Origin of the sequence: Salinigranum salinum (assembly GCF_009176545.1) — an archaeon.
Classification (GTDB): Archaea; Halobacteriota; Halobacteria; order Halobacteriales; family Haloferacaceae; genus Salinigranum; species Salinigranum salinum.
This window is the reverse complement of sequence record NZ_VTOJ01000001.1, coordinates 1335397-1357191: the sequence shown is the minus strand read 5'-3', so window position 1 is coordinate 1357191 and position 21795 is coordinate 1335397. Positions and strand designations below refer to the sequence as shown.

The window sequence follows — 21795 nt, the reverse complement described above, 5'->3', positions numbered from 1 at the left end:
AGTCGGGTCGGGGGTCAGTCGGCGACGGCCTCGTCGCCGACGGCGACCGCCGCGGGGTTCTGCACCCAGAGGTCGCCGAACAGTTCGTCCTGCTGGAGGCGGACGACGCCGCGGTGAGCGAGGAACAACAGCGCGAGGAACGTCTGGACCGGTCGACCACCCGTCCGCCTGATCTCCGCGAACAGTACTTCCTCGCGGCCCTGGTCGTACTGGCTCCTGAGCGCGGTCTCGACGTCGGCGATGGTCGCCTCAATGTCCTCCGTGTGTGCCGTCCCCGTGACGTCCGCCTCGCCGGGTTCGCCCTCGTCGCGGAAGTCGTCCGCCGCCCGGTAGTCGAGCGTCTGCGTCCCCCGGTTGTAGCCGTGTGGGGAGCCGCTCGTGTCGTACGTCCGTCCCTCCTTCCACCACGAGCCGTGTTCGGCCTCGCGGAGTTCGCGGACCAGTTCGTCGAGCGTCTCGGGCGACCCACGGGCGTGTTTGCGGTCGAGCCGACGGTCGATCTCCGACTCGAGCGCGTCGATCGGATCGTGCGTGAACTCGCCGCCGTGCATCTCGGCCTCCCACGGCTCCGGCTCGTCGGGTTCGTCGGGTGCCAGGATCTCGTCGCTCTTCATGCGGAGGAGCACGCTCGCGTAGAAGAGCGCCCGGCCCGACGTCCGGAGGTCGCTCTCGTCCAGCCGTTCGAGGAACGCGTCGGTGACGGCGACGATGTCGATGTCCCACGGCTCGATCTCGCCCTCCTCGGCGAGTTGGACCAGGAGTTCGACGGGCTCGACCTCGTCGTCGTCGGTGTCGCCCGCGACGTCGGCCGCGTCGGTGAGCAGTTCGGACTCGCCGTTCGTCCTCGCGGACTCGTTCGGTGATGCAGACTCGTCTGTCGCCGTACCGTTCGTCGATGCGGACCCGTTCGTCGATGCGGACCCGTTCGTCGATGCACCGTCCGTCAGCGCCGCCTCGTCGGTCGGGCCGTCGGCCCCCTCACGGGGACTGGTCAGGTCGAGCGTAAAGTCGGCGACGTCGTCGGCGGTTCCGTCGGCGTAGAACGAGTCGGCTGCGTCGTGGTCGTCGGCGGAGTCGGTGTCTCGCCCGTTACGCGACGCAGCGTCGTCGCGCCCAGCGGGTGGGTCGGCGTCGTCGGTCGGCTCCGATCGGTCAGTCATCGGCGGCCACCTCCTCGGCGTCGGTGTCGTCGCCGAGCCTGATTCCCGTGACAGCAGAGACGTTGTTACCCTGCATCGTGACGCCGATGGCCCGCTCGGACCGTTCGAGCAGAGCCGACCGGTGGGAGACGACGACGAACTGTGCGCGTCCCGCGAGGTCGTCGACCATCTCGCCGACGCGCTCGGCGTTGGCGGCGTCGAGGAACGCGTCGATCTCGTCGAGCGCGTAGAAGGGCGCGGGGTTGTACCGCTGGATGGCGAAGACGAACGCGAGGGCGGTGAGCGACTTCTCGCCGCCAGACATCGCGTCCAGCCGCTGGATGGGTTTGTCGCCCGGCTGGGCCTTCATCGTCAGCCCGGCCTCGAACGGGTCGTCGGGGTTCTCGAGGCCGAGTTCGCCCGTCCCGTCGGAGAGCCGCTCGAAGATGTCGGTGAACTGCTCGTTGATGGCGTCGAACGCCTCCATGAACGTCTCTTTCTTCTGCGACTCGTAGCGCTCGATCCGTTCGCGAATCCCTTCGCGCTCCTCGACGAGCACGTCGCGTTTCTCCTGCATCTCCGCGAGGTCGTCGGCGACGCGGTCGTACTCGTCGATGGCGAGCATGTTCACCGGTTCGAGCGCCGCCATCTCCTCCTCGAGTCGGGCGATCTCCGACTCGACGGTGTCGTGGTCGGGCACCTCGTCGGGGTCGTAGTCGCCCACTTCCGCGGAGAGTTCGTCGATCTCCCATACCAGACGTTCTCGGTCGGACTCGAGCGACTCGAGTCTCGACTCGACCGTGTTCACCCGTTCGCGCTGCGCGTCGCGGGCGGCGCGGGCCTCCTGCAGCTCCGACTGGAGCTCCCGGCGTTCGTCTTTCAGCTCCGCGAGCTCCTCCTCGAGGTCGGCGACGGCCTCGCGTTTCTCCTCGAGCTTCGCCTCCTGGGCCTCGATCTCGTCTTCCTTCGCCGCGATCGTCTCGACCGCGTCGGCCTTGCGGTTCTGGGCGTCCTCGATGGTCTCCTCGAGGTCGTCGATGGCTTCCTCGGCGTACTCCCGTTCGAGCGAGAGCTCGTTCAGCTGCGCGTCGAGGTCGTCCATCCGGTCCTCGTGCTCGTCGATCTCGGCGCGGAGGTCGTCGGCCTTCGCGGAGAGTTCGGGGACGCGCGAGTCGGCGAGTTCGGCCTCCAGTTCCTCGATGGCGGCCTCGACCGCGTCGATCTCGGCGTCCGTCTCGTCGATGTCGGCGTCGAGCGTCTCCATCTCCGCGGAGACCGACTCGCGTTCGGCCTCGAGTTCGTCGATGCGTGCCTCGAGCGTCTCGACGCGCTCTTCGGCCTCCTCCAACTCGCCCTCGGCGCGTTCGATGTCGCTCTCCACCGCGCGGACCTTGTCGCGGGCGTCCGACGCACGCCCGCGGGCGTCGTCCAGCCGGCTCTCGACGTCGTCGAGTTCCTCGGCGAACGAGCGGCGGGTCTCCTCGAGATCGGAGATCTCCTCCGCCAGGCGTTCCAGCTTCCCCTTGCCCGACTTCGAGAACGAGTACCGGGTGCCGGAGCCGGAGCCGCCGGTCATCGCGCCCGACTTCTCGACGAGGTCGCCGTCGAGGGTGACCATCCGGTAGTCGCCCATCAGGTCGCGCGCGGCCGCCATGTCCTCGACGACGAGCGTCGATCCGAGGACGTAGGAGAACACGGGGTCGTATCGGGACTCGAAGTCGACGAGGTTCCGCGCGAAGTCGATCACCCCCGGATGCGAGGGTTCCCGGGGCAGGCCGCGGTCGTCCATCTTCGAGATGGGGAGGAACGTGGCGCGCCCCGCGTTGCGCGACTTGAGGTAGTCGATGCACGACGAGCCGACGCCGTCGTCGTCGACGACGACGTGGGCGAGGCGACCCCCGGCGGCGGTCTCGCAGGCGGTGGCATACTCGCCGGAGACGGCCCCGAGCTGGCCGACCGTGCCGTGGACGCCCGAGATCCCCGCGTTGAGGATCGTCGTCACGGCCCGGGGGTACGAGTCGTCGCCGTCGCGACCGGCGCGTGCCTCGAGTTCGGCGTACTCGTTCTGTTTCCCGCGGAGGTCGTCCTCGACCTCGGACAGCTGGTCTTTCAGCTCCTGCTTCTTGGCGCGGAGGTCGTCGATGACGCCGTCGATCTTCGCCCTGTTCTTCTCGGCCTTGTCCAACTCGGAGTGGAGTTCCGAGAGGCGCTGTTTCTTCTCCGGGATCGCTTCCCGTGCCTCGGCGAGGTCGTCGCGCGCCTCCGACAGCTCGTTCGACCGCCGACGGGCGTCGTCGAGCAGGCGGTCCTTCTCGCGCTGGCGGTCGTTCTTCTCCGATTTGAGCGACTCCAGCTCCGCTTTCTTCTCCTGGAGGTCGGACTTGAGCTCGTCGAACGCCGTGTCGACGCTGTCGATCTCGGCTTCGACCTCGGCGAGCTCCGCCTCCGTCGACTGGATCTCGGACTTGATCGAGGCCTTCTCGACTTTCGTCTCCCTGATCTCGGCGTCGAGTTCGTCGATGCGCTCGTTCTTGCGGTCGAGGTCGACGAACGCCTTGCGCCGCTCGGCCTCCGCCGCGTCCTCGCGCTCCTCGGCCGCGGCGATGTCGTTCTCCAGCGAGCGGATCTCGCCCTTGATCTCCTCCATCTCGGCCTTGATCGCCAGCTGTTCGTCCTCGCCCTTCCGCTCGATCTCCCGGGTGAGTTCGTCGAGTTCGGATTCGAGCCGGCTGACCTTCCCCTGCCGCTCGTCGAGCACGCCCTGGACGTCGTCGAGCTCCTGTTCCGCCGCTTCGACCTTCTTCTCGGTCGCCGCGAGCGTCGACCGCTTCTCCTCCAGCTCGGCGGCCTTGAGGTAGCCCTCGTACTCGCCTTTCTCCTCGCGGAGCGTCTGGTACTGGAGGGCGGTCTCGCGCTCGTCCTCCAGCTGCTCCAGTCGCGCGTCCTTCTCCTCGATGCGGAGGTCGACCTCCTCGACCCGTTCTTTCACGGCTTCGAGCTCCTCGAAGGCGTCCTCCTTCTTGGCGTCGAACTCCGCGACGCCGGCGATCTCGTCGACGATCTCTCGCCGGCGGTAGGGCGTGGTGTTGATGATCTCCGTGACGTCGCCCTGCATGACGACGTTGTACCCCTCGGGGGTGATACCCGCCTGTGCGAGCAGGTCTCGGATGTCCGAGAGGTTCACCGAGCGTCCGTTGAGGTAGTAGTACGAGTAGTAGTTCTCCTCGGTGCGCTTGACGCGGCGCTTGACGGTGATCTCGTCGACGTCGCCGACGTCCTCGGTCCCCGCGGCGGAGACGACCTGCGATCGCGAGAGCGTCCCGTCCGCGTTGTCGAGGACGACCTCGACGGACGCCTCGTTCGGGCCACTCACCTCGGCGTCGTCGTCGTGGCCGGGGTTGTAGATGAGGTCGGTGAGCTTCTCGGCGCGGATGCCGCGGGTGCGGGCCAGTCCCAGGGCGAAGAGGACGCCGTCGATGATGTTCGACTTCCCCGAGCCGTTCGGGCCCGTCACGACGGTGAAGTCCTCGTAGAACGGGATCCGTGTCTTTCGGCCGAAGCTCTTGAAGTCGTCCAGTACGAGCTCTTTGATGTGCATGGGGTGCTCGCGGATGGAGTCGCGAGCTTACGCGACGATGATGTCGCTACTCTCCTGCTCGGACTCCTTCTCGTCTTCCTTCTCCTCCGTGGACTTAGCCTCTTCGTCGGTCTCCGTCTCGGCCTGGATCTCCTGTTCGTGCTCCTCGGCGTCGACGAACCGCTGTTCCGGCTCCGCGTCTGTCTCGTCGGCGGGTTCGGCTTCGGTCGAGGCGTCGGCGTCGTCCGTCGCCGACTCGGTCTCCGTCTCTGCCGTCCGTTCTCTGGGCTGTTTCGCCCGGGAGAGTGGATCGTCGACGTCGACGGCGTTCTCGAGCTGGCGGACCCGTTCTTTCGTCTCGACCAGCTCCTCCGTGAGACCGTTGACCGCCGCCTGGAGTTCCGACACTTTCGTTTCGAGGTCGTCCACCCGATTACTCATGCTCTCTAGCCCTCGTGGCGTTTTGATAAAGATGCGTCAGACGAGCGGATGACAACGGGAGGTTCGGAGGGGGTCGTTCTCACCGGTGAGTCTCGGGCGTGAGCCGAGATCCGGGAGAGGAACGTTCATAGTGTCATACAATCAATAATATTCGACGCACGGACTCGGGCGGGCGACCGTCACCCCCCGGTCGCGTTGCGCGGAGAGCTGACCATGTCCGCAGACACGACAACCGCGACGCGAACCGACGAACAGACCACACGAGGGGCTACGCTCGTCACCGGCGCCTCGAGCGGTATCGGCTACGAACTGGCGAAGCAGTTCGCCGCCGGGGGCGACGACCTCGTGCTCGTCGCCCGGCGCGAGGAGCGACTCGAAGCCCTCGCGAGCGACCTCCGTGGAACACACGGCGTCGACGCGACGGTGGTCCCGATGGACCTCACGGGGGCGACCGCCGTCGACGACCTCCTCGCACGCGTCGACGAAGCGGGGATCCACGTCGACACGCTCGTCAACAACGCCGGGTTCAGTGTCTACGGGTTCTACGGCGAGACCGATCCAGGGACGGAACGGTCGATGCTCGACCTGAACGTGGTCGCACTCACGGAACTCACCAAGCGCGTCGTTCCCAGGATGGTCGAACGCGGCGCCGGTCGGATCCTCAACGTCTCCTCGACCATCGCGGTGTACCCCTCGCCGGGTGGAGCCGTCTACGGCGCGACGAAGGCGTACGTGCTCTCGTACTCCCTCGCGCTCGCCGAGGAGCTGCGCCCCCACGGGATCACCGTCACGGCGCTCTGCCCCAGCGTCACCGACACCGAGATCTTCGAACACGGGGGGATGGGCGAGTCCGGCCTGACCTCGCAGCCGATGGCGACGGCCGAAGCGGTCGCCCGGGCCGGCTACGAGGCGCTCCGTGCCGGCGACGCCATCGAGGTGCCGACGCCGAGGGCGAAGCTGCTGTGGCATCTCACTCGGCTGCTCCCGAAGTCACGGGCTGCGAAGCTGTCCGCCGACTTCTGGGAGGGCTGATCCGCCGGCTGCCGCCTCGACCGGTGGAACGTTACCGGACCGCGCCGTACCGCCACTGTGGTGGACCCGACGGCGACCACGCTCGAGTTCGTCCGCCTGTACGGCCCGGTGGCGCTGTGCGTCTTCACGTTCCTCGAGACGTCGATGCTGTTCCCGTTCGCCCCGAGCGAGGTGGTCGTGCCGGCGGCCGCCGCGGTGCTCGTCACCGACCCCGCGTCGTTCGTCGTGTTCGTGACGGCGGCCGGCGTCGGGGGCGTCGCCGGCGCGTTCGTTCCCTACTCCGTGTGTTACGGCACCCGACTCAGCGAGGCCGAGTGGCTCGGGAGCCGGATCAGGGTCTCCGGTGAACGGATCGACCGTGGAGGGGCGTGGTTTCGGCGGTGGGGCGAGTCGTCGGTGCTCTGGGGGCGGTTCCTCCCGGTGCTCCGGTCGGTGATCTCGGTGCCGGCCGGCGTCGCCCGGATGGACCCGTATCGGTTCGGGCTCTTCACGGGGCTCGGAACCGCCGGGTTCTACGCGGCCACCGGGGCCCTCGTCTACTACGGCCGCCAGCGGTCGCTCTTCGCCGCGGTCGTCGCCGTCGCGGTCGACAGACCGATCCTGACGGGGGTCGCGCTCCTCGCGGTGCTCGGCGGAGGACTCCTCGTCTGGTCCCGGTTCGGCCACCGGTACCGTCGCTGACCGTCCCGTTAGCCTTTAGCCGGCTCACGTCGAACCGCGTGCAATGACTGCTCAGGCGCTCGAAGGGCGCGGACTCGCGTGCGTCATCGGGCTCGAGGTCCACGTCCAGCTCGAGACCGACACGAAGATCTTCTGCGGCTGTTCGACCGCTTCGACCGAGAACGAGGAGCCGAACACGCGAACGTGCCCGGTCTGTCTCGGCCTCCCGGGCGCGCTCCCCGTACTGAACGAGGCGGCCGTCGAGGCCGCCGTCAAGGTGGGCAAGGCGCTCTCGGCGGACGTGGTCAGAGAGACCACGTTCCACCGGAAGAACTACTACTACCCCGACCTCCCGAAGAACTTCCAGATCACGCAGTACGACGCGCCGATCTGCGCCGACGGCCACCTCGAGGTGACGGTCGAGGGCGACACGCGCGAGATCGGCATCGAGCGTGCCCACCTCGAGGAGGACCCCGGCAGCCTCCGGCACGTACGGGAGGGGACCCGGCCCGTCGAGACCCGGACGGTGAGCGTCGACCGCGCGGACTACACGCTCGTCGACTACAACCGCGCGGGGACGCCGCTGATGGAGATCGTCACTCGGCCGGACTTCCGCTCGCCCCGGGAGACGCGAGCCTTCCTGGCGAAACTCGAGGAGGTGCTGGAGTACCTTGGCGTGTTCGACGCGGGGCGCGACGGCTCCTTGCGAGTCGACGCCAACATCTCGATGGTGCCCGCCGAGGCGGTCGACGACGACGGCTCGATCTCGACGGAGACGCTCGAAGCGGCCAACCGGACGGAGGTGAAAAACATCTCCTCACACAAGGGGGCCGAGAAGGCGCTGGCGTACGAGGTGACCCGACAGCGCAACGCCATCGAGCGCGGCCGGAGCGTCGAGCAGGAGACGCGCCACTGGGACGAGTCGCGGGGGATCACGGTGTCGATGCGCTCGAAGGAGGAGGAGAAGGATTACCGCTACTTCCGCGAGGCCGACCTGCCCGCCCTGCGGGTGGCGAGCTGGCGCGACGAACTCGACATCCCCGAGTTGCCCGACGCCCGCCGCGACCGCTTCGAGACCGAGTACGGCCTCGACGCCGAATCCGCCGCCAAACTCACCTCCACGAAGGAGGTCGCCGACTTCTACGAGCATCTCACGGAGACGTTCGATCCCGATCTGGCGGCGACCTGGGTCGCCGACACCCTCCTGGGCGAACTGAACTACCGCGACATGCGGATCACGGACGTCTCGCACAGGCTGGACGAGATCGAGCGCCTCGTCGAACTCGTCGCCACCGAAGAGATCACGACGAAGAACGCCCGTGAAACCGTCCTGCGGACGATGCTCGACGAGGGGAAGACGCCCGACGAGGTGGTCGCGGCGGAGGGACTCGGCAAGACCGACGACGACACGGTCGCGGCGTTCGTCACGGAGGCCGTCGAGGAGAACCCCTCGGCCGTGGAAGATTACGAGAACGGCGAGGACGGGGCGCTCAACTTCCTCGTCGGCCAAGTCATGCAGAAGTCGAAGGGGAGCGCCGATCCGGCCACGGTGAACCAGCTGCTGCGCGAGGAGCTCGAAGGGTAGGCTACCACACCACGACGGCGCGTGGGCGGCGCTGGAGACCCGCGTCGTCGGTGCGGACGGCTCCGTGGTCCGGTTCGAGGCCGTCTCGCTCGAGCTATCGACGTTCGCCGTCGGGACGCAGGCGTCGCTCGACGGGAAGGACGACGACGCGCCGACAGCGCGTCGCGCCGCGGGCTGCGTCCGAGAGCCGGCCTCGGTCTTTTCGCTACTCCGACTCCGCGACCGCCCGGTGGACGTATCCTTCGGCCTCGACGAAGTCGGGGTTCCCACAGACGTGGCAGTCGTCGGGCGGCGAGAAGTGGTGCGTGCCGTCCGCCTTGGTCACCGACCCCGCGTACGTCACCTGGCAGTTCATGCAGACGTACTGCTCGAGCCGTTCGGGTGCGTGCGCCATACCGGAGGAACTGTCATATCTTTACAAATATCTTGGGGCGTCGGATCGGTGAGCGGTCCGCGAGTAGGTCGATCCGCCGTCAGAACGGCAGATCTTCCTCGACTTCGAGGTGGAGGACGTCGAGGTACGCCGAACCGTGCGTGGAGTCCTCACGGAAGTCCGCGCGGGGGACAGCGTTGATGACTCCAGTATCGCCCTCACCGAGCGAGAGGCCCTTCCACCGACGACCGCCCAGGATGGCGGTGAGTCGGTCGAACCCGTCGCCGCTCACCTGGACGCGCTGGATCTCGGCGAAGAGGCTCTCGCGTTCCTCGAGGTAGACGGGGTCGCCGCACTCGGGACAGTGTCCGATGTCGCGTCGACGGCGGCCCGGCTGGTGGATGCGCGTGACGTGGCCCGTGGTGCAGACGAACGCCGCTTCCATCAGGTCCGAGATCCGTTCGGGGGCCCCGTGGATCGTCACTTCGAGCTGGACGAGTTCGTTCAGGTGCCCCATGAGGTTCGAGTCGAACGGTTTGAACCCGCCGGGGAGATCGTCGACGTGGAGGATCATCACGTCGAACGACCGGTCCCACACGTCGTCGAGGTCGAGGTCGCGGACGAACGACTCGAATGTCTCGACCCCCATCCCCAGCGTCCGGTCGGGGCGTGTCCGTAGCTCCCGCTCGCTCATCCCCGCGTCGAGCAAGTCCGGATACGACACCACGATGCCGCGTTTCACCGGGTAGTCGGTCGCGACTGCCCGCAGCCGACGGGCCCGCCGGTCGTCCGCGTAGTGAGCGTCCCAGTACTCCTCCCAGACCGCGCGCAGGTCGGCTTCGGACTGCATGGGGAAAGTACGCTACGTGTTATCAAAGAACATATGCACGGTTCGGCAGACTGTCGTCGCGACGGGACGGAGGCGGTGCGGGGACCGCTCTCGGGAGCACGCGACAGGCGAAGCGGACCATCCGTCTTCGGTCCACGGTGGACACTAGATCGAGTCTCTGGTGAGTACCGAGACCCTGTCTGTGGCGAGTGGCAGGCACAGTCCACGGTGGTCACGCGTTCCCGCCAGTGGACGACACGCGCACCTCGTCCCCGTGCAGTCTTGCGATTCGATGCCACGAAACCTTTACCCGGCCGCTGCGCATACCGGCAGCCAATGAGCAGCGGCCCGGAACTGATCATCACCGAGAAGGACAACGCCGCCCGCCGTATCGCGGACATTCTCAGCGACGGCACCGCCGAGACCGAGCGGATGAACGGCGTCAACGTCTACACCTGGGGTGGCACCCGCGTCGTCGGACTCTCCGGACACGTCGTCGGCGTCGACTTCCCGCCGGAGTACGAGGACTGGCGGGACGTCGAGCCCGTCGAGCTGATCGACGCGAGCGTCGAGAAACGGCCCACGCAGGAGAACATCGTCCGCGCGCTTCGGCGGCTATCGCGCCGGGCCGGACGGGTCGTCATCGCGACCGACTACGACCGCGAGGGCGAACTCATCGGGAAGGAGGCGTACGAACTGGTCCGAGAGGTGAACGACGAGGTGCCGGTCGACCGGGTGCGCTTCTCCTCGATCACCGACCGGGAGGTGACGGAGGCGTTCGCCGAGCCCGACGAACTCGACTTCGACCTCGCGGCGGCGGGCGAGGCCCGGCAGATCGTCGACCTCGTGTGGGGGGCGGCGCTGACGCGCTTTCTCTCCCTGTCGGCGCGACAGCTGGGCGAGGACTTCATCTCCGTCGGTCGGGTGCAGGGCCCCACGCTGAAGCTGATCGTCGACCGCGAGCGCGAGATCGACGCCTTCGTTCCCGAGGACTACTGGGAGATCTACGCCGACCTGACGACCACGGCGTCGGACGAGGGAACCGACGAGAGCGAGACGTTCGAGGCGCAGTACTTCTACATCGACGACGACGGCACCGAGGCCGAACGCGTCTGGGACCAGACCGCGGCGGAGACGGCACACATGGCGCTCGCCGCAGCGCAGGAAGCCGTCGTCGAGGACGTCCAGCGGCGCACGCGGACCGACACGCCGCCGGCGCCGTTCAACACCACGCAGTTCATCCGCGCGGCGGGGAGCATCGGCTACTCGGCCCAGCGAGCGATGAGCATCGCCGAGGACCTCTACACGGCCGGCTACGTGACGTATCCCCGGACGGACAACACGGTTTATCCCGAGGATCTGGACCCGCGCGAACTCCTCGAGGCCTTCTCGAACTCGACGTTCGCCGACGACGCCGACTTCCTCCTCGACCAGGAGGAGATCGACCCGACTGCCGGCGACGAGGAGACGACCGACCACCCGCCGATTCACCCTACGGGAGAGCTCCCGGCCGCGAGCGACCTCTCCGACGACGAGTGGGAGGTGTACGAACTCGTGGTGCGGCGTTTCTTCGCGACCGTCGCACCGCCCGCGACGTGGGAACACCTGCGCGTCGTCGTCGAGGCCGGCGGGGAGTCGCTGAAAGCCAACGGCAAGCGGCTGGTCGACCCGGGCTACCACGCCGTCTACCCGTACTACAACTCCTCGGAGAACATCGTCCCCGACGTCGAGGTGGGCCAGGAACTCGCGGTCTCGGAACTGGAGCTGGCGGCGAAACAGACCCAGCCCCCCCGACGGTACGGCCAGTCGCGGCTCATCGAGACGATGGAGTCGATGGGCATCGGGACCAAAGCCACCAGACACGACGTCATCCAGAAGCTGTACGACCGCGGCTACATCGAGGGCGACCCGCCCCGCCCGACTCGGCTGGCGCGGGCGGTCGTCGAGGCGTCGGAGGAGTTCGCTGACCTCATCGTGAGCGAGGAGATGACCGCCCAACTCGAGCAGGACATGGCTGCCATCGCCGAAGGGGAGGCGACGCTCGACGACGTCACCGCCGAATCCCGCGAGTATCTCAGACACGTGTTCGAGGGGCTGATGGAGAACCGCGAGGCGCTGGGAAACCACCTCCAGAAGTCGATGAAGGCCGACAAGACGCTCGGCCCCTGTCCGGAGTGCGGCGACGACCTCCTGATCCGCAAGTCCCGGCACGGATCGTACTTCGTCGGCTGCAACGGCTACCCCGACTGCACGCACACGCTCCCGCTCCCCTCGACGGGACGACCGCTCATCCTCGAGGCGGAGTGTGAGGAACACGGCCTCCACGAGGTGAAGATGCTCGCGGGGCGGAAGACGTTCGTCCACGGCTGCCCGCAGTGCAAGGCCGACGAGGCCGACGCGGAGGACGACCTCGTCATCGGGACGTGTCCCGACTGCGGTGAGGAATACGGGGGAGAACTCGCGATCAAACGCCTCCGCTCGGGATCGCGGCTCGTAGGCTGTACGCGCTATCCCGACTGCGAGTACTCGCTTCCCCTGCCCCGTCGGGGCGACATCGAGGTGACCGACGACCACTGCGAGGAACACGGCCTGCCCGAACTCACGGTCGTCTACCCCGACAGCGACCGCGAGCCGTGGGAACTCGGCTGTCCCATCTGCAACTACCGCGAGTACCAGGCGCGACAGAACGGCTCCGAACTGGAGACCATCGACGGCATCGGCGAGAAGACGGCCGAGAAGCTCAAGATGGCGGAGATCACCGACGTGGAGTCGCTGAAGAACGCCGACCCCGACGAGGTCGCCGCGCGGGTCGACGGCGTCGGCGCCGACCGGGTGCGCGACTGGCAGGCGAAAGCGGACTGAGTTTCACGAGGCCTCACGGTCCACGAGGCCTCACGCTTCTTCGAGCGCGTACGCCATCGACCGTTCGTCCCTACCGCCGCCCTCGGTGAGGGCGAACACGGCACCGTCGGCGACCACGAGCCCCTGCTCGGGGCTTCCTTCGACGGGGTGAGACCACCGCCGGGCGTCGAGTCTGAGAGGGCCGACGCCGACGCCACCTCGAACCGCATACCCTGCGACGTGACTCTCGGAGGCCGCGTAGACAGTGTCACCGGCAGCCGCTGGGCCGCACTGCGTCGTCTCGCCGCCGGTCCACCGTCGGTCGCCACCGCGGACGTCGAGGTCGACGAGGCGGTGGCCCGCAGCGAAGAGGTTCCGGCCGGCGACGACGAACGAGTCGTCGCTCCAGACGTCGGCCGACCACACCGGTTCGCCACCGCGACCGCCGTCGAGTTCCACCGTCGGGCCGCCGAACGTGCTGACGAACGCGCCGCGGCCGTTGGCGGTGGCGAGCGCGGTGACCGAACCGGCGACGCCGTGTCGCCAGAGTCCACGCCCGTCGCCCGGGTACAGGCCGTAGACGTCGCCCGACTCCGTGCCGACGACGAGGTCGGGAATGCTCTGGACGAGTGCCGAGACGGTGCCGAAGACGCGTCGCTGCCACCGAACGTCGCCGGTCGCGGGGTCGAGCGCGTACACCGTCCCCTCGCTGTCGCCGGTAAACAGCGTCGGTCGCTTCGGATCGACGAGGAGCGGTCGGAGGCCGTACTCGGGTGTCGAGAACGCCCACTGCCGGTCACCGGTCGCGGGGTCGAGCGCGAGCAACGCGGGGTCGCCGACCTGCGTCACGTAGACGGTCTCGTCGTGGACGACGACCGACCGCGGCCACATCGGCGCGTCGCCGCCGTTCTCGCGCCACAGTTCCTCGCCCGTCGCGGCGTCCACGGCGAGGAGCGCCTCGGCCGTCGGCAAGAACGCGCGGTCGTCGACGACGACGGGCCGTGCCGACGGTCCCGGGATCTCTCTCGCCCAGCGTTCGGTGACGCCGTCCCGAGGACCGACCGGACGGGGGTTGTAACACGAGCCGATGCGGTCGAACGTCGGCTGGGGCCACCACACGGTGTCGGGTTCCGACTCGCCGTCGTAGTACGGTTCGAAGCCGCCGGACTGGCTGGCTGCGACGCCGAGACCGAGCGCGCCGAGACCGGCACCGGCGAGAAGCTGTCGTCTGGAGGGCATACGTGAGGATCCGTCCTCGGCAGTAAACCGCTGTCGTTCGACGTGGGGGACGGCGAACGGATCGCCCGACCCGGTGAATCCACGCGCTTTTTAGTCGTGCCCCGTCGATGGTCGAGCAATGACCGGCCCGTGGGAAGCGTGGGACCACGTCCTGAAGGTGGACCCCGACAAGGAACTCGTCGGCGACGAGACGTTCGCCGACGTCTGCGAGACGGGGACCGACGCGATCGAGATCGGCGGAACGACGGGGATGACGAAGAACAACATGAGCGCGGTGATCGACGCCTGTGCCGAGTACGGCGTCCCCCTCTACCAGGAGCCGTCGAACCCGGGGGTCGTCATCGACTCCGCCGCGCTCGACGGCTACCTCATCCCGACGGTGTTCAACGCCGGCGACGTCTTCTGGGTGACGGGCGCACACAAAGAGTGGGTCCGGATCGCCGACAGCCTCGACTGGGAACGGACCCACACCGAGGCGTACATCGTCCTCAACCCCGACTCCGCCGTCGCCGAGTACACCGACGCCGACTGCGACCAGTCCGCCGAGGACGTCGCCTCGTACGCCAGAGTCGCCGAGCGGATGTTCGGCCAGGAGATCGTCTACATCGAGTACTCCGGGACGTTCGGCGACACCGAGAAGGTCGCCGCTGCACGGGACGCGCTCGACGACGCGACCCTCTTCTACGGGGGCGGCATCCACGACTACGACTCCGCGCACGAGATGGGGAAGAACGCCGACACGATCGTCGTCGGCGACCTGCTCCACGACGAGGGGTGTGACGCCGTCCGCGAGACGGTCGAGGGTGTGAAAGACGCCCACGCCGCGGAGACCAATTGAATACCGATTCGCCAAAATATATCCCCGAATGGGAACGTATTAGGATAATTGAGGCAATATTTATCACGTCTCGTTGCCTGAGGACGGGTATGAGCCACTACGCCGACGCTCCGCCGGACGCCGCCGAACGGTCCCTCCACGGGGTGACGGAGTCGAACCGCACGCGACGCGAACTGGTCGACGAACTGGTTCGGCTCTGCCGGACGACCGTCGGCGACTCGCTCCGGAGCGTGATCCACTTCACGCGTGACGACTCGGAACTGCTGTACCTCCGCTCTGACCTCTACGGCAACGATCGCCGGCGGGCGCTGGAGGTGAAGGCGTCGCTGATCGAGAGCGAGCGGGTCGGTTTTACTCCCTACGAGCGCTACGAACCGCACTCGGCCGGTGCGGGGAGCGATCCGGTCCGCGGCGACTACGAGTTCACGATCCGCGTGTTCACGGACGGGTTCGTCTGCCGGATCATCGTGGCCGACGACGGCCTCCTCCTCACCGCCGAAGAGCTCGACGTCGACCGGGTCGAGGAAGTCGCGATCGCCCTCCGGGGGTTGCTGGCGGCGGCGTACGAGTGAACGGTCAGTCGCACGCCAGACGAGTCGACCGTCGGATGTGAGTCGACCGTCGGGCCTCGAACCTCACGCGTCCGACGCGCGGGCTGCTCCGTGCTCGCCAGCACGTGAAGGGACCCGCTCTTGCTCCACGACCGGCACGTCGTAGCCGTCGGCGACGACGCGGAGCGCGCCGACCAGGGCGAACAGTTCGACGAACGCGGCGGCGAACGGACCGACCACGGGGACGAGCGTCACGAGCCAGGCGGCGCCGGAGCCGACGAAGCAGAGCACGACAGCGAGGAGGTACCCCCGGCGGAAGCGCGACGATCGGGCGCCTGCGAGGAGCGTGTCGGGGTCGAACGCCGGGGCGAGTCGGTCCGTGGCCGCGAACGTGACGAGTGCGACCGTCCCCACGTAACTCGCGAGGACGGCGACGACCGCCGTGAGGACGAGCCCTCCGGCGACGAGGGAGCCGCTCCCGGAGGAGAGCACGGTGAGGTTCGCGAACGCCAGTGGGTCGGTGAGCACGAGTCCGAGAACGTCGCCGGAGACCCGACCACGGTCGACGACGAGCCAGCACACGAAGACGAGACCGAGACAGCACAGCGCCGGGAGCTGAAACACGGCGAGCGGGAGAGCGGCACGGAGCCCGGTCGCGCCGAGACCGCGGACGTCGTCGAGCGACGGCAGGTCGTCGTCACCGGCGAGTTCCGCGCGGATGACGCGCACGCTGTAGCCGAGGAGGAACACCGCGGCCGGAAGCCAGGTGGCCACGCCGAGCAGGAGTGCCGCCGGGAACGCGGCGTCGAGGAGGTCACCGTTCGGTTCGTCGTCTGCGCGTGGATCGAGCGTCGTCATGATGCTGGACCACGACAGGGTGGTTCCGTTCTCGGATATAAACCCGTGGGTGATCGGAGGCTGCGTCGACACGCCGTGGGAACGGTTGCAGGGCCCTCGGCGGCGGGACCGGATCCGGACGGAATGGCCGCGTTTAAGACGAGGCCACCGATAGGAACCACCATGCAGGATCGAACCTACACGGCCGACGCCGACCCCGGCGACACGGTCACGGTCGCCGGCTGGGTCCACGAGATCAGGGACCTCGGCGGAATCGCCTTCCTCATCCTCCGGGACAAGACCGGCAAGATCCAGGTCAAGTTCGAGAAGGACGAGATGGACGACGCGCTCGTCGAGACGGGGCTGGGCGTCCACCGCGAGAGCGTCATCGTCGTCACCGGTGCCGTCGAAGAGGAGCCGCGCGCGCCGACGGGGGTCGAGATCACGCCCACCTCCGTCGAGGTGCTCGCCGAAGCCGACCCACAGCTCCCGCTCGATCCCTCCGGGAAGGTCGACGCCGAGCTCTCCACTCGACTGGACAACCGGACGCTCGACCTCCGCAAGGAGGGGGTGAAGGCGATCTTCGAGATCCGCGCCGAGATCCTCCGCTCGGTCCGCGACGCCTTCCGTTCGCTGGGCTGTACCGAGATCAACACGCCGAAGATCGTCGCCACCGGAACCGAGGGCGGTACTGAACTCTTTCCCATCACGTACTTCGGCCGCGAAGCGTTCATGAACCAGTCGCCACAGCTGTTCAAACAGCTGATGGTCGGCTCCGGGCTCGAACGGGTGTTCGAGATCGGCCCGATCTTCCGCGCGGAGGAACACAACACGCCGCGCCACCTCAACGAGGCGACGTCGATCGACTTCGAGTCGGCGTTCATCGACGACGCCGAGGCGATGGACGCCTGCGAGACCGTCGTCCGGGCCGCCTACGAGGGCGTCGCCGAGAACTGTCAGCGCCAGCTAGAGGCGCTCGACCTCGCCGACGACTTCTCGGTTCCCGACGACGAGTTCCCCCGACTCACCTACGAGGAGGCCATCCAGCGCATCAACGCGACGGGCGAACTCGACGAACAGCTCGTGTGGGGCGACGACCTCCCCACCGAGGGCGAGAAAGCCCTCGGAGAGGACGTCGGCACGCACTACTTCATCACCGACTGGCCCTCCGAGATCAAGCCGTTCTACATCAAGGACCACGACGACGATTCGGAGCTGTCGACGGGGTTCGACATGATGCACCCACGGATGGAGATCGTCTCGGGCGGCCAGCGCGAACACCGCTACGATCACCTCGTCGCGGGCTTCGAACAGCAGGGGCTCGACCCCGAGGCGTTCGAGTACTACACCAAGATGTTCAAGTACGGCATGCCTCCGCACGCCGGCTGGGGACTCGGCGGTGAGCGACTCGTGATGACGATGCTCGGTCTGCCGAACATCCGCGAGGGTGTGTTGTTCCCACGGGACCGTCAACGGCTGAGTCCCTGACGAAGCCGTCAGAACGTGGGTGCTCGTCACGAGCGAAGCGAAGTGACGCTGTTCCCGCGAGACAGGCAGCGTCCGAGCCCGCAACGGTGAGGACCTCTCGAACCAGCGAGACGAGCGCAGCGAGTCTCGTCAGACCGGCAGCGACTGTCGCCCGAGTGGACGCAGGTACCACTCACCGGTCGGACGTCGGGAAAACGCGGGTAGGGGTGTAATGGTTGATTCCGCGCGGTCGTCCCATCCTCGTGGATCGACGACGTCCGGTGAGAGACGACGGGAGTACCTCAAGTTATCGCCCCGAGCATCAACGCTGAGAGCCGGCCCGACCGAACGGGACGGCGGGCGGACGATCCCGCACGATCGACGAACCGTTCGGACGACGAAATCTGAAGCGTTAAACAGTGCTCGGGGGGAAAGAGAGAGTAGATGAGCGATCAGTCGACGGCGACCGCGTTCGTTCCCGGCCACGTCACCGGATTCTTCAGCGCCCACCGCACGGACGACCCGGCGACGACCGGATCGCGGGGTGGGGGACTGACGCTCTCGGACGGGGTCCGCGTGACGGTCACGCCCGCGGAGACGACGCGTGTCGACCTCGACGGACGACGGACCGAGATGCCGCCGGTCGAGCGCGTCGTCGACACGTTCGGGACTACCGCGACCGTCGTCGTCGACAGCGACCTCCCGGTCGGCTCCGGCTTCGGCGTCTCCGGGGCGGCCGCGCTCGGGACGGCGCTGGCGAGCAACACGGTGTTCGACGGCGATCGGTCCGAGAACGATCTGGTCGAACTGGCGCACGTGGCCGAGGTCGAGTCGGGGACGGGCCTCGGGGACGTCGTCTCGCAGGCACGCGGCGGGATTCCCATTCGAGTCGAACCGGGGGCTCCCGGTCACGGCGTGCTCGACGGCGTGCCGACGAGTGCGCGCGTGGAGTATCTGACGTTCGGCGAGCTGTCGACCGCGGAGGTGATCGAGGGCGACACCACCCGACTGTCGCGGGCGGGCGAGCGTGCGCTGTCGGAGTTGCGCGAGCGCCCGACGTTGCCCCACCTCGTCCGCCTGTCCCGACGGTTCGCACGCGAGGCGGGACTGCTCGTTCCCGAGGTCGAGACGGCGATCGAAGCCGTCTCCGACGCGGGTGGGGAGGCCGCGATGGCGATGCTCGGTCGCTCCGTGTTCGCCCTCGGGACGGGGCTCTCGGACGCGGGCTACGACCCGCAGGTCTGCGAGACGTACCCCTCGGGTGCGCATCTCTGTCACCCCTGAGTACGAGACGGCCGATTTTTATCCACTGGGCGACCATCGGGGTGTATGAGCGACGTGGAGGTGCCGGAGTCGCACCCCCGGCAGGAGTCGTTGCGAACCCGACACCGGATCGAGGCCGGCGTCGAGAAGGGGATCACCTCGAAGCAAGGGCTCATCGCCGAAGGACGCGGCGAAGCGTTCGACTACCTGCTCGGCGAACGCACCATCGAATCGGCCGACGACGCCGAACGAGCGGCGGCTGCACACCTCCTCCTGGCACGGCATCCCGTCGTCTCCGTCAACGGAAACGTCGCCGCGCTCGTGCCCGAGGCGGTCGTCGAACTCGCACGCGTCGTCGACGGCGACGTCGAAGTCAACATCTTCAACCGCACGGACGAGCGGATGCGAGCGATCGCCGACCACCTGCGCGACCACGGCGCGACCGAGGTGAAGGGACTCGACGGCGACGCCCGGATCCCCGGCCTCGATCACGGGCGCGCGGCGGTCGACGCCGACGGCATCGCCGACGCCGACGTCGTCCTCGTCCCGCTCGAGGACGGCGACCGCGCGGAGGCGCTCTCGAACGCCGGCAAGACGGAGATCGTCGTCGACCTCAACCCCCTGTCACGGTCGGCGACGACGGCCGCGGTGCCGGTCGTCGACAACATCGTCCGCGCCGTGCCGAACATCGCGTCTCACGCCCGCGACCTCGCGGACGCCCCCAGAGCGGAACTCGAAGCGATCGTCGAACGGTTCGACCGCGAGGCGGCGCTACGAGCGGCCGAGGCGACGATCCGCGGCGGCAGCCTCGACACACGGGCGAGGACGGACGGCCAGTACACCGACGACTGACCGCCAGTCGCGAGCGAGCGATCCGGACGAGCGGAGTCATCCCTACTCGAAGCCACTGATCAGCGTCGCGAGGTACTGTGAGACGTCGCGCCGCCGCCGAACTTCGATTCTCGTGACCCACTTGACCCACTGGAAGCCCCGCCTGTCGGGTGCCACGAGCCGAGCCGGGAAGCCGTGGCCGTGCGTCAGTCGATCGCCGCCGACGTGCGTGGCGAGGAGCAAGCCGCGGGCCTCCTCGATCGGGAAGCTCCAGCGGTAGCCCGTCACCGAGTGGACGGTCACCCAGCGAGCCGCAGCGTCGACATCGGTCCGGTCGAGGAGCGCGCCGAGCCGGACACCGCGCCAGTCCTGCGTCGTGTACCAGCCGCTGGTGCAGTCGAGGAGCGCGCGCAGATCGTCGTCCGACTCGAGGTCGTCGTATTCGACTTCGAACGTCGAAGCAAGCAGGCCGTCGACCCGGAGCCGCCAGTCGCCAGTGTCGACCGGGTCGGGGTCGTCTGCCACCCACGAGGTGACGGGGAAGCCGTCGCCGTCGACCGGTTTCGAGCCGGTGAAACGGCGCGTCACTCCCGGCGATCCCGTGAGGTCGTTCGCCGCCTCCTGGAGGCGGACGACGACGGCCCCGCCGACGAGGAGCGCGCCGTACTGAAGGGCAGTCCGTCTCCCCTCGAAGTCCGCGCGGCGGACGGGACGAAACCGGGCTCGGAGGTGGACGAGGACGAGCGGCACGAGGAGGAGGCCGAGCCCGATGTGGAGGTTGAGCAGCGTCCAGAAGCCGAGGTCGACGTCGACGCCGAGCAGCCACGCGCCCCCAGTCGCGAGCGCGGCGAGCGCGACGACGGCGGCGAGGACGGACACGGGCGTCGTGCGGTCCCAGTTCCGTCTTCGGAGTCTCGGCTTCACTCTTCGAAGCTTGAAGAAGAGGAGGACGACGAGCACGGGACCGACGACGCGGTGGACCCAGAAGAGCGGCCACTGGTCTGCAGCACCGGCACCGAGGGAGACGACCCCCGTCAGGGTCTCGAGGAGGACACAGGCGAGGATGGACCAGTCGACCAGACGGGGGTGGGGTTCGAGGGCGTCCAGTGGCGACCCGGCCATAGTGGAAGATAGGGCGGCACGGAGAAGAGCGCGTCGGCGTCGTCCGGAGAAACGCGCGGGGAGGAGAGTCGTCAGTCGTCCGCGGGGGAACGCGCGGAGAGGGCGGTCGTCAGTCGTCCGCGGGTGCCGCCGTGTCGACGAGGTCCGCCGGTGGGCCGCCGGGGAGCCGGTCGCGGTCGTGGGGTTCTGTGAAGTCGATGTCGGGGCCGGTGGGAACCAGCCGGGACGGATTGATCGAGCCGTGGCTCCCGTAGTAGTGGTCGACGATGTGCTGCACGTTCACCGTCTCCTCGACCCCGGGAAGCTGGTAGAGCTCCTTCGTGTAGTTCCAGAGGTTCGGGTACTCGTGGATCGCCCGTCTGTTGCACTTGAAGTGGGTGTGGTAGACGTGATCGAACCGGACGAGTGTCACGAACATGGCGACGTCCGCCTCGGTGAGGACGTCGCCGGCGAGGTAGCGCTGGTCTCCCAGCAGCTCCTCGTAGTGGTCCAGCGCGTCGAACAGTTCCCCGACGGCACGGTCGTACGCCGCCTGCGAGCCGGCGAAGCCCGCGCGGTAGACGCCGTTGTTGATCGGCTCGTAGACGTCGTCGAGCAGTTGCTCGACCGCGTCCCTGCGGCCCTCGGGCCAGAGGTCGACGTCCCTGGTGGCGACGTCGTCGAACGCGACGTTCAGCATCCGCATGATCTCCCGCGACTCGTTGTTGACGATCGTCTCGCGCTCGCGGTCCCACAGCACGGGCACCGTCACGCGCCCCGTGAACTCGGGGTCGGCCCGCGTGTAGACGTCGCGGAGGTAGGGTTCGTCGTAGAGCGGATCGGGGTACTCCTCGGAGAACTCCCAGCCGTCGTCGATGCGGACGGGTTCGACCAGCGAGAGCGAGATCGCGTCCTCGAGCCCTTTGACTGCCCGGGTCATCGCCACGCGGTGCGCCCACGGACACGCCCGGCAGATGTAGACGTGGTACCGGCCGGCCTCAACGGGGAACTCGGCGTCGGGGTCGGGGGCCGCGCCGTCGCGGACGCCCTCGCCGCCGACCCACTCGCGGAAGGAGGTCTCCTGCCGGTCGAACTCGCCGTCGTCGTCCGTCGACTCGTACGCGTCAACGCGCCACTCGCCGTCGACGAGCATGTTCATCGTCTCACCGCAGCGGTCAGCTGCATACGAGG

Annotated in this window: 18 protein-coding genes; 9 read left to right on the top strand and 9 right to left on the bottom strand. The window is 68.1% G+C overall.

Annotation, left to right across the window (positions count from 1 at the left end; genetic code table 11):
- Positions 1-14 precede the first annotated feature (14 nt).
- From FZP69_RS06445 to FZP69_RS06435, 3 genes are read right to left on the bottom strand one after another with little or no spacing between them, the layout of a single operon-like run.
- Entirely contained in the window at positions 15-1160 is a 1146-nt protein-coding gene (locus FZP69_RS06445; protein WP_152040518.1) for a segregation and condensation protein A, read from the bottom strand.
- Complete coding sequence (gene smc, locus FZP69_RS06440; protein ID WP_152040517.1) at positions 1153-4737, bottom strand: chromosome segregation protein SMC; 3585 nt, start codon at positions 4735-4737, stop codon at positions 1153-1155. Before smc ends, FZP69_RS06445 begins: the two co-directional genes overlap by 8 nt.
- Positions 4738-4764: 27 nt before the next feature.
- On the bottom strand, positions 4765-5157 hold the full coding sequence (locus FZP69_RS06435; protein WP_152040516.1) for a DUF7518 family protein: 393 nt from the start codon (positions 5155-5157) through the stop codon (positions 4765-4767).
- 213 nt (positions 5158-5370) lie between these two features.
- Here FZP69_RS06435 and FZP69_RS06430 point away from each other — a divergent pair, with 213 nt between their 5' ends.
- From FZP69_RS06430 to gatB, 3 genes are read left to right on the top strand one after another with little or no spacing between them, the layout of a single operon-like run.
- Positions 5371-6189, top strand: a complete 819-nt coding sequence (locus FZP69_RS06430; protein WP_152040515.1) for an SDR family NAD(P)-dependent oxidoreductase — start codon at positions 5371-5373, stop codon at positions 6187-6189.
- 60 nt (positions 6190-6249) lie between these two features.
- Positions 6250-6870 (top strand): DedA family protein, encoded by a 621-nt coding sequence (locus tag FZP69_RS06425; RefSeq protein WP_204959919.1) that lies wholly within the window; start codon positions 6250-6252, stop codon positions 6868-6870.
- Between the two features lie 43 nt (positions 6871-6913).
- Positions 6914-8434 carry an Asp-tRNA(Asn)/Glu-tRNA(Gln) amidotransferase subunit GatB gene (gene gatB / locus FZP69_RS06420; RefSeq protein WP_152040513.1) on the top strand — a complete coding sequence of 507 codons (1521 nt, stop codon included), beginning with the start codon at positions 6914-6916 and terminating at the stop codon, positions 8432-8434.
- A 205-nt stretch (positions 8435-8639) separates the two neighbouring features.
- On the opposite strand, the gene FZP69_RS06415 is transcribed toward gatB, so the two are convergent.
- Together FZP69_RS06415 and FZP69_RS06410 are read right to left on the bottom strand one after the other, a co-directional pair.
- Positions 8640-8828 carry a hypothetical protein gene (locus tag FZP69_RS06415; RefSeq protein WP_152040512.1) on the bottom strand — a complete coding sequence of 63 codons (189 nt, stop codon included), beginning with the start codon at positions 8826-8828 and terminating at the stop codon, positions 8640-8642.
- A gap of 79 nt (positions 8829-8907) precedes the next feature.
- Positions 8908-9657, bottom strand: coding sequence for a hypothetical protein (locus FZP69_RS06410; protein ID WP_152040511.1), 750 nt, complete (start codon positions 9655-9657; stop codon positions 8908-8910).
- A 315-nt stretch (positions 9658-9972) separates the two neighbouring features.
- Between FZP69_RS06410 and FZP69_RS06405 the strand changes: the two genes are divergently transcribed.
- Positions 9973-12498 carry a DNA topoisomerase I gene (locus tag FZP69_RS06405; protein ID WP_152040510.1) on the top strand — a complete coding sequence of 842 codons (2526 nt, stop codon included), beginning with the start codon at positions 9973-9975 and terminating at the stop codon, positions 12496-12498.
- 30 nt (positions 12499-12528) lie between these two features.
- On the opposite strand, the gene FZP69_RS06400 is transcribed toward FZP69_RS06405, so the two are convergent.
- The gene (locus FZP69_RS06400) at positions 12529-13716 is read right to left on the bottom strand and encodes a PQQ-binding-like beta-propeller repeat protein (RefSeq protein ID WP_152040509.1); all 1188 of its coding nucleotides are present in this window, start codon (positions 13714-13716) and stop codon (positions 12529-12531) included.
- 118 nt (positions 13717-13834) lie between these two features.
- On the opposite strand from FZP69_RS06400, the gene FZP69_RS06395 reads away from it, so the two are divergent.
- Complete coding sequence (locus FZP69_RS06395) at positions 13835-14554, top strand: phosphoglycerol geranylgeranyltransferase (RefSeq protein WP_152040508.1); 720 nt, start codon at positions 13835-13837, stop codon at positions 14552-14554.
- 89 nt (positions 14555-14643) lie between these two features.
- Positions 14644-15126, top strand: coding sequence for a DUF7522 family protein (locus FZP69_RS06390; RefSeq protein ID WP_321168779.1), 483 nt, complete (start codon positions 14644-14646; stop codon positions 15124-15126).
- Between the two features lie 63 nt (positions 15127-15189).
- Here FZP69_RS06390 and FZP69_RS06385 read toward each other — a convergent pair whose 3' ends face one another.
- Positions 15190-15963 carry a DUF4013 domain-containing protein gene (locus FZP69_RS06385; RefSeq protein ID WP_152040507.1) on the bottom strand — a complete coding sequence of 258 codons (774 nt, stop codon included), beginning with the start codon at positions 15961-15963 and terminating at the stop codon, positions 15190-15192.
- Positions 15964-16125: 162 nt separating this feature from the next.
- Between FZP69_RS06385 and aspS the strand changes: the two genes are divergently transcribed.
- The 3 genes from aspS (at position 16126) to FZP69_RS06370 (ending at position 19524) form a co-directional block, all read left to right on the top strand.
- On the top strand, positions 16126-17430 hold the full coding sequence (gene aspS, locus FZP69_RS06380) for an aspartate--tRNA(Asn) ligase (RefSeq protein WP_152040506.1): 1305 nt from the start codon (positions 16126-16128) through the stop codon (positions 17428-17430).
- Positions 17431-17853: 423 nt separating this feature from the next.
- The gene (locus FZP69_RS06375) at positions 17854-18693 is read left to right on the top strand and encodes a pantoate kinase (protein ID WP_152040505.1); all 840 of its coding nucleotides are present in this window, start codon (positions 17854-17856) and stop codon (positions 18691-18693) included.
- 45 nt (positions 18694-18738) lie between these two features.
- Positions 18739-19524 carry a 4-phosphopantoate--beta-alanine ligase gene (locus FZP69_RS06370; RefSeq protein WP_152040504.1) on the top strand — a complete coding sequence of 262 codons (786 nt, stop codon included), beginning with the start codon at positions 18739-18741 and terminating at the stop codon, positions 19522-19524.
- Between the two features lie 42 nt (positions 19525-19566).
- Here the strand turns inward: FZP69_RS06370 and FZP69_RS06365 are convergent, their stop codons facing one another.
- Both FZP69_RS06365 and FZP69_RS06360 read right to left on the bottom strand, forming a co-directional pair.
- Complete coding sequence (locus FZP69_RS06365; protein WP_152040503.1) at positions 19567-20625, bottom strand: molybdopterin-dependent oxidoreductase; 1059 nt, start codon at positions 20623-20625, stop codon at positions 19567-19569.
- A gap of 109 nt (positions 20626-20734) precedes the next feature.
- Entirely contained in the window at positions 20735-21763 is a 1029-nt protein-coding gene (locus tag FZP69_RS06360; protein ID WP_152040502.1) for a glutathione S-transferase family protein, read from the bottom strand.
- Between the last annotated feature and the right edge of the window lie 32 nt (positions 21764-21795).